General features: G+C 57.9%; 9 protein-coding genes and 1 pseudogene. 5 read left to right on the forward strand and 5 right to left on the reverse strand.

What is annotated here, in order from left to right; all coding sequences use genetic code 11:
• Nucleotides 1-205: pseudogene (locus AN233_RS01925) on the forward strand (DUF955 domain-containing protein); the annotation flags it as partial.
• Nucleotides 206-329: 124 nt separating this feature from the next.
• Here the strand turns inward: AN233_RS01925 and AN233_RS01930 are convergent.
• Together AN233_RS01930 and AN233_RS01935 are read right to left on the reverse strand one after the other, a co-directional pair.
• Nucleotides 330-1,025 carry a nucleotidyltransferase domain-containing protein gene (locus tag AN233_RS01930; protein ID WP_058365182.1) on the reverse strand — a complete coding sequence of 232 codons (696 nt, stop codon included), beginning with the start codon at nucleotides 1,023-1,025 and terminating at the stop codon, nucleotides 330-332.
• Nucleotides 1,022-1,693 (reverse strand): helix-turn-helix domain-containing protein, encoded by a 672-nt coding sequence (locus AN233_RS01935; RefSeq protein ID WP_058365183.1) that lies wholly within the window; start codon nucleotides 1,691-1,693, stop codon nucleotides 1,022-1,024. Before AN233_RS01935 ends, AN233_RS01930 begins: the two co-directional genes overlap by 4 nt.
• Before the next feature lie 227 nt (nucleotides 1,694-1,920).
• On the opposite strand from AN233_RS01935, the gene AN233_RS01940 reads away from it, so the two are divergent.
• A complete protein-coding gene (locus AN233_RS01940) occupies nucleotides 1,921-2,736 on the forward strand; it encodes a hypothetical protein (RefSeq protein WP_058365184.1) in 816 nt (271 codons plus the stop codon).
• An 85-nt stretch (nucleotides 2,737-2,821) separates the two neighbouring features.
• On the opposite strand, the gene AN233_RS01945 is transcribed toward AN233_RS01940, so the two are convergent.
• Nucleotides 2,822-3,310 (reverse strand): hypothetical protein, encoded by a 489-nt coding sequence (locus AN233_RS01945; RefSeq protein ID WP_058365185.1) that lies wholly within the window; start codon nucleotides 3,308-3,310, stop codon nucleotides 2,822-2,824.
• A 115-nt stretch (nucleotides 3,311-3,425) separates the two neighbouring features.
• Between AN233_RS01945 and AN233_RS01950 the strand changes: the two genes are divergently transcribed.
• Nucleotides 3,426-4,226 carry a hypothetical protein gene (locus tag AN233_RS01950; protein ID WP_058365186.1) on the forward strand — a complete coding sequence of 267 codons (801 nt, stop codon included), beginning with the start codon at nucleotides 3,426-3,428 and terminating at the stop codon, nucleotides 4,224-4,226.
• 104 nt (nucleotides 4,227-4,330) lie between these two features.
• Nucleotides 4,331-4,744 (forward strand): helix-turn-helix transcriptional regulator, encoded by a 414-nt coding sequence (locus tag AN233_RS01955; RefSeq protein WP_058365187.1) that lies wholly within the window; start codon nucleotides 4,331-4,333, stop codon nucleotides 4,742-4,744.
• A gap of 31 nt (nucleotides 4,745-4,775) precedes the next feature.
• On the opposite strand, the gene AN233_RS01960 is transcribed toward AN233_RS01955, so the two are convergent.
• Nucleotides 4,776-5,696, reverse strand: coding sequence for a helix-turn-helix transcriptional regulator (locus AN233_RS01960; protein ID WP_058365188.1), 921 nt, complete (start codon nucleotides 5,694-5,696; stop codon nucleotides 4,776-4,778).
• Nucleotides 5,697-5,834: 138 nt separating this feature from the next.
• On the opposite strand from AN233_RS01960, the gene AN233_RS01965 reads away from it, so the two are divergent.
• Nucleotides 5,835-6,158, forward strand: coding sequence for a hypothetical protein (locus tag AN233_RS01965; protein ID WP_058365189.1), 324 nt, complete (start codon nucleotides 5,835-5,837; stop codon nucleotides 6,156-6,158).
• Nucleotides 6,159-6,718: 560 nt separating this feature from the next.
• On the opposite strand, the gene AN233_RS01970 is transcribed toward AN233_RS01965, so the two are convergent.
• Nucleotides 6,719-7,921 carry an orc1/cdc6 family replication initiation protein gene (locus tag AN233_RS01970; protein ID WP_080508300.1) on the reverse strand — a complete coding sequence of 401 codons (1,203 nt, stop codon included), beginning with the start codon at nucleotides 7,919-7,921 and terminating at the stop codon, nucleotides 6,719-6,721.
• Between the last annotated feature and the right edge of the window lie 59 nt (nucleotides 7,922-7,980).

A 7,980-nucleotide genomic window follows, 5' to 3' on the forward strand; every position in this document is an offset into this window, starting at 1 on the left:
CGGCGAGGAGAACGAACGATCGAAACGCGAGGTCGAAGCTGAAGCTGTTGCGTACATCGTCGGGCGGTATTTTGGACTCGATACGAGCGGGTCGGCGTTCTATCTTGCCGCGTGGCAGGACGACGATCCCGAGGTGGTCCAGGAGCGTCTCGGCCGGATCAGTTCGACCGCGCAAGAGATAATCGGGACGGTCGCCGAGGACTGAACACGCCTTCCCCAGCTGTTAACCAACGCCTTGGGGTACTATCCCACTCTGTTGGTTAATTCGTTCGGCGTCCGACCCTGCGCGTTTCGATCGATTCCAAGACAAACCCCACCGACAGTCGATGTTATCGTTCAGAATCGATTCGGCGCTGCTGGTCACGAAGGAACTCAACGACGGCATCGATATCCTGTTCGGGAACCGTTTGCTGTTCGAAGACTCCTTTGAACGCATCTGCGAAATCCTCCGACGTGAGGCGGTTGAGGACAGTCTCGATGCGACCAGCGAGCTTCTCGGACTCTCCGCGATGCAGATGGGTCGCGATCCGGTCGAAATCCGCGCCAGCAGCCAGCACCACCAGATCCCGAGAGTCTGCCTTGCGGCCACTGTGGAGTTTCACCGCGAACAGCAACTCCCGTTCCGGAATCCTGGCTGTTACCGGGCGCCCGGTTCGCAGTTCCTCGGTGACAGAGTGCTGGGCCAGATAGCGATACGACCATTCAGCTTCCGTCTGGCGACAGCCCAGCGCGTCCACCATCGCGTCGAACTGAACCCGATTCCCGATATCTTTCCTAAACCGGATAGTCCGGCCCTCGTAGAGTTCGTTTCGCTCGACATCGGCCGTTTTCTCGTAGCCGCGGTCGGTGAGAAGGTCCGTGTAGTCGTCGACCGCTTGGGCCGGAATGACGACGTCGACGTCCGTGGTGAAGCGTTGATTGAACGCCGCGATCGCCCACCCACCGACGAGCACGTACGGCAGGTCAGCGTCAATGACGGCCTCCAGAGTGTCCAGCAATTCGTCTTCGCGTTCACCGAGACTCATGCGTTGAGACGCGGATCCTCGTGGGACGCGTCTATATCGCGGTCGTACTCGTCGGCGATCATCTCCAACGCCGGCTCGTAGTTCACCCGGTACTCCAACATGTGCTCAATCGTCTCATCCAACGGAATGACCGGATTGCCGTCGATCCACTCGCGAGTGATCTCCCCACTCGTCGGGAACAACACGTACGAGACGGCCGCGTCGGAGTCGGTCGCATCCGGCCGCTCTTCGATCCGGCTCGGAATCCCGAACTCATCGAAGAACGCCGTCCACCGTTCGATATCACGGTCGGCAACCTGAATGAAAATCGGATAGTCGTCGTGGCCGCGGGCGATCTGATAACCGCCATGGGTCCAGACGTAGACGCCGTCGATTTTCGTGTACGCAAAGGGCATCCCCGCGAAGTGCGGAATGACGTAGCCCTCGTCGATCGAGGGGGAAGCAGCGCGGGAAATGGCCGCGACGAGGTCGTAGTAGCGATCCCTGACAGCGTACTTCTCGATGTAGACGCCATCCTCACGTCGGATGAAGCCGGCGTCCTCTAACCGCTCGATCCAGTCGTAGACCCACGAATAGGAGCCGTCGATCTTCTGGGCGATCCGCCGGATCGAGTCGCCCGGCCGGGCCGCGACCATGATCTTCGCCGCGGTCTCGTCGACGTACTCCATCATCGCTAGTTATCGGTATCGTATCTAACTGTATTAGTCTTGTCCCCCGTATTCCCTATAGAGTTATCTCTATACAGATATACAATTCTTGGCTCCGGTAGTCCGATCGGGCTCAGCATTCGAGCAGAGATGAATTAACCAACAAAGGATACGACTGATCGCTATTCGTTGGTTAAGTTTTTCAGCGCCCGCCGAGGGGCGGGGGCGCAGTCCCGTCTCCACGAATCATGACTGAACCCTATTTGTCCGCTGTCCTCAAAGAGGCGGAACGCGTTGCAAAACAGCACGACCAGGTCGCTCGATCGACGGACGATCCAGCACACGAGTACCTGCGGTACGGCGTCCTTCGGCTGCTCGAAGGCGAGACTGACGACACGGTTGCGGACGTGCCCGATATCGACGGCGTGACCGTCGGCTACGGCGGCGACGAGGCGATGTGTGACAGCTGGGGCTCCAGCGAAGACTGGTGGGAGACCGTCCCGCCGCAAGAAGCCTGTACCCGCTTCCGGGTGTTCTTCCCGGACGACCACCAGACGATTCCACGGGCCATCGTCGACGTGATGGCCGCGCTCGGTGCCTGGCGCGTCTGGACTGGGAGCGCAGCGGCGTGCGGCTCCTACGACCATCGCGAGCGCCGCGAGGTCCACTACCTGTGGCCAGAAGGCCATCCGGTGGAGGAAGTGCTCCACGAGCGGCTCAGTGGCCCTGCGGAAGCCGTCGCTCCGGACGGTGGCCGAACGGGCGACGTTCGCGACCGACTGGTCGTCGACGAGAACACACAGTCGCAGAACGATCTCGAGCCCCGCACGAAGCGTGCCGTCGCCGAAGCGATGGACGTCTCGCTCCTCTCGAAAGGTGGCCGCTACGAAGTACAGTCCGCATCCGGCAACAGGTACGAAGTCGACGTCATCGACGAGTCGTGTTCCTGTCCCGACTGGCAACAGCGCTCACCCGAAGGAGGCTGTAAGCACCTGCGTCGCGTCGATCACGAAATTAAACGGGGCCGTGTTCCCCGACCAGACGGCCGGCTTCCCTCCCCGTAGCATAGCGATTGAGCTACTCCACAGGACGGTTCGAAATCAACGCTCCTTCAGGTTTGAGTGTTGAAAGCGGTGGTTCGCCGACGAACTATCGGGTTGTACCACCATCGACGGTGCCGAGATCGGGCTCGTCAAACTCGAGGGCTTGCGCGACAGCATCCGGAATCTCCGGCCGAGGCGCCGATTCGTGGCGCTCGATTTTCTCGGTCTTCCGCGTGTTCTCGTAGAGGGCGCGTGCGACCGGGAGGCCACGGAGATACTTGTAGTCGTGGAGGATCTCAACGCCCCGCTCCGTGAACCCGTAGAACTGGGAAGGGAGATCACGTTTTCCCTCACTTGGTTCGTATGTGTAGCGTGCGAGGAGCCCGGCGTCGATCAACGTCTCCAGCTGATCTTTGATAGCTGCTTGGCTCTTTCCAGTCATGTACTCGAGTTCGGCGAGCGACATCAGATGGGCGGGGTGGCCCAGCAGCTCTTGTATGATGAGATGGCGCGTATCCTGGGACAGCAGCTTGAACAGCCGCTGTTGTTCCGCGAACGGCCCTGCATCGGCCGCGCCAGTGTCGGTTTCGCTCATATGTGACGGTACGAGGTAGGGCGCTATAACAGTTAGGGCCATCCAAGTTGGTTAAGTCAGAAAAAACCAAAGTGATTCAGAAAGGATAAGGAGGTGTGGTTTGAATCGGCAGTTAATGACCGACCCAAGCCCTCCGCCGGACGCTGGGGACATTATGACCGTTGTTCACGAGGCCGTCGGGGGCATCGAACTTGAGCCTGCAGAGAAACGAGAGATTTGGCGGTTCACACAGCGTGAACTGCCGTATCTCTGGAGTCAGCGGACATCGTATTTCATCCTGGGGAGCTATCGCGACCCCTATCTCCGCCGGCTCCGCGCCGTCCAGAACGAACTCACGAAGCAGCTCGGTGCCTATCCGTTCATCATGGGTGATCTCCTCGAACTCCCGACTGACCGACTCAATACGTTCGATATTATGTTTTCGTTGCTCGCGACCTACAGCGACTACATCGTCGGGGTATTCGAGAAGGAGAGTGGTGGTGAGGCTCCTGAATTGGGCGAGATCGATGACCCGCCGTATTTCGACAAGTCGTACGTGTTCCCGCGCGATTACGCGTGGGTGACTGACGAGAACCTTGACTCGAAACAGCACGTCATTCAGGCCGCTCTCGAGATTGCGTTCGCAGACGATTTGTCGGAGGATGAAGTCCAATCAAAGGTTGATTCGCTTGTTGATCGCGCACGAGAGAGCGGGTTTGACATCGACGAACAGGAGGTTTGGGATGTGATCGACGATCGGCTACAGAAGGGAGCAGAGCCAGCGACGTACAGCTGGGTCCATCTCAACAAGTTCCGCAAATTCGAACTCCACAATCGGTGCTTCCCGTGGACGACAGAGGAGGAACTCCGCACTGTGGTTGGCGACCTCCCGTCCCCAACACCACGTCCGAAGTGGGAAGCAAGTGGGGAACGGTGAACGAGCCTGCCCTCCTCGCTCGGCTACACACCCATCAGAGTGAGTCGATGTGGTAGTTTACTCTCGAGTAAACTACTTTACTACGCCCGGTTGAACACATCGTTATGAACGCTGGTTCGAGTGTCGGCGACGACACGACATCCCGCGAACTCGTCCACTTTGTTACCCAACAGACGCGGTTCGCGCTGATCAACAATATCCTCCAGCATCCCGAGCAACTCCCCTCGATGTACGAACTCGAGGAACTCAACCCCAGCGTGAGCGACGCGACTGTCTACAAACACATTCAGAAGCTGATCGACGCAGGTATCGTCAAAGCGGTCGCCCTCGATGACGACCAGCGCCGGCAGGGCTACCCCTGGAAGTTCTACGGCCTCACAGAGGAGGGGCGGGAGTTCCTGGAGGAACACAACCTGCTCGCCGCAGAGGAGACCCTCCAGCAGATCTACGACACCATCTCAGACAAGCCCGAAAAGATGCTCAAGTACGAGAACGCTCCCCGTCCCGAAGAAGCGTGACTCCCGAAACTCGTTCCAAATTAGCACTCGATCAGGATTCGATTTTGTAATCAGCCGCCAGCTCCTGGAACTCATCCCACTCTGGGAGCCGGTCGTCGTCAACCTCGCCGTGTGTCTGGAGGTAGCGCAGCAAGACGTCGATTTCGTCTTCGAGATCATACTTTTCCGCCTGCTCTCGAAGGTCGTCCTCGTCGACGTCGACGTGGCTGAGCAGGAGGAGACAGTACGAGCGGTAACGGCTGCCGTCGTCGATCAGAAGGGTGTGACAGCAGAGGTCCGCCGGCGAGACTGCGTCGAGGTCCTCGGAGTAGACGTAGTAGCGGTGGCCGGTGAGCAGGAACTGGAGATCAAACACGGCAAACCGAGAGAGGCCGGTTTCGTGGAACCCCTCCACATCGATCTCCGTCTCGGTCTGCGCGAGAAATTCATCGTAGTTCTCCCAGAGAATCGTGCCCTTCGAGGCGACGGATTCCAGGCGTTGGCGGTGTGAATGGTGTGCAAGTTCACGAGCGAACTCGTGGAGGCGGTCAAAGTCAGCGTTGAACTCGTATTGGCCGTCGTCCGTCCCGACGAGCCCGCGGTCGCGAAACCGCTTGAGGACGCGGTTGACCGTGTTGCGGTAGTTGTCGCTCCGGTCGGCTATCTCGGAAACGGTTCGTGGCTGGTCGAGGTAGTACAGCACCTCGAGTGCCTTCCCGGTCAGCAGCTCGGGGAACTCGATGTGGGAGTGCTGGCGGACGAGGTCCCGATAGAGTTCGACGGCACGAGCATCCGACGGGACGACTCGTTTTCGCCGGCCATCGCGTTCCGTGTAGACGAGCCCTTTCTCAACGAGATCGGTGACGGCACGAGAGAGATAGCTCTCGCTGTGGTCGAGCTTCGTCGCGAGCTCGGAAATCGTGTCGCCGCGGTCGACCGCGGCGAGGACCTCGAGTTCGATGCGCCGGAGCACAGTGTAACATTGTACGAAACCTGTATATAAAGAAGTTTCGAGTAGTGTTACAGTCAACAGGCACGGGAGCCGTCTCTATCGTCTTAACCAACAAAACTATGGGTTCGGGGGGCGTGTTGGTTAACACGAGAGTAGCCGATGTCCTACGAACCCCCGACCCCACCGGCGAACCTCCCGACGGAGATCGTCAACACGCTCAATGAAGCCACACCGGAGCATCTTCGGGACGTTGCCAGCTACGCCGAGGCGTTGGCCGAACACAAAGAGCGGGAAGCTCGTCTCGAGGAGGAAGCGGAAGACGCCGACGTCGAGGAGCGCCCCGATGACCTCCCAGACGACGTGCCGGCGAAGGCGACGATCACGATCAAGGAGATCAACGACAACCGCTACTACTACTGGCAGTGGCGGGAAGGCGATTCGGTGACGTCGAAGTACAAAGGGCCGGTGAATCCCGACGAGTAGACGAGATGTAACTGTAGTCTGATGTTCGTTTCAACGTGATTCGTAGCGTAGCAGATGACACCCCCCAGAGTGTGAATGGGATCGGTTTACCCGACACCCCTCGGTGTGAATGGGCTACCAACCGCCGATCTCTAACGAGACTTCACGCCGAGAGAAGACAGAGCAACAGGCGGATAGATTACGCCTCGTTTACCCCCACACCCCTCAGTGTGAATGGTCCACCACCCAGGGTACCGCGATTAAGAAGGCCTTAACAGCAGAAGTCCTCACGCCGTAGGGAGGGTTCTCGCCTCAGTGGCGAACCTTCGGCTTCGGCACAAGGCCTCGCCTTTCAGAATACGTCTACTCGGTGGACTGTTTAGACTGCAGCATAATAAAGATAACTACAGCTACGGTGCGGTGCAGTAGCGGGTCGGGCCAGCTGCCGGGGAAGAACGTGTAAGCCGCTCTCCGTACCGTACTAGGTTCTTCAGCCAAACGACCCTGCTTCCTCGACTCCCGCTCTATCTCTACAACCGTCGTATCCTATGGGGGACCATTCACACCCAGGGGTGGGGGTGTCACCATCCCATCAACGTCTGGAGTTCCGGCGTCGAGTTGATCAGTCCAGTTCGTGTACTCTCGACGTCTCCTTGGAGCGAATACGACCTAAACTTCCCCTGATCTCCGCCCTCCTTCTTTTTCGATTCGAGAACTCCTGTCGTCACGTGCTTGTTCAGAAGCTCAAGCGCACGATTGTATCCCTTGGGCTCTACTTCGACGTCCCGTGCTACTGTTTGGTAAACCTCGTGAATCTCTGACGTCCGGAACCATTCTTTCTCCGGGTTATTCCGGTCAAGACGCGTGAGAGCAAACAGGAGTAATTTCCCGGACAGCGGAGTCCCTTTCACCATCTCCATAAAGAGTTCAACTTCGACGAGTTCGTCAGCTTCGAGAACGTGATTCGCGGTCACGATATCGTCGCCTTCTTCGTCGGCGATCTCGCCCGCATTCCGGAACAATCGGACTGCGCGTCGAGCGTCACCGTGTTCTTCAGCTGCGAGTTCAGCTGTGGTTGGAATCACCTCGTCGTCGAGGACACCGTCGTAAAATGCATCCCGTCGATTTTCCAGAATTGCAATGAGCTGGTCTTCTTCGTACGGTGTGAACGTTCGGTGTTCTGGCTGGAGAGTCGATTGGACCCGTGACTCGATTTCTCCTTTGAATTCGATGTCGTTCGAAATCCCGATTGTAAGGACTGGGAAGTCAACGTCGTCTTTTGATTGTGTCCGTGATAGCGTGTAGAGGACTTCGTTGACCTCTCCGTGCTTGTCGATCTCATCGATGATGACGACGAGACCGCCAGAGAACTCCCTCTGGACAACGGGCCACAATTTCTGGTCGCGATAATGTTCGGCTGAGAGGCCCTGATAGGGGACATCAAGCGGGTTCTCTGCTTTCGCGTTCACCTGCTCTGCGATCTTTCGGAAGGTAGAGGTATACGTGGAGATGGGGTCCGGATTAATGTACGCAGTAACGATCGGGGAGTCCGTTCCTTCAGTTGCTGCTTCAAGTCGCTCGCAGACGTGTCTAGCAACTAGTGTCTTCCCCGTCCCGGTTTCGCCCCATTCGAGGACGTTATCCGGGACGCTATTTGTCCGCATCTTCCGGAGATTCTTGGCCAAGAACGTGATATGGTCGTCTCGTCCGACGATTCGATTGGCGTCAGGAACGTTATCGATCTCAAGGGCTGTGTTGAATCGCTGTAAGGCGTAGAGATTCACTGTTTGACGAAGCGCTTGATGTTATAGACGACACACATCAGCGCGATTTCGCGGAACTC

Source organism: Haloparvum sedimenti (genome assembly GCF_001462205.1).
GTDB classification, from domain to species: domain Archaea; phylum Halobacteriota; class Halobacteria; order Halobacteriales; family Haloferacaceae; genus Haloparvum; species Haloparvum sedimenti.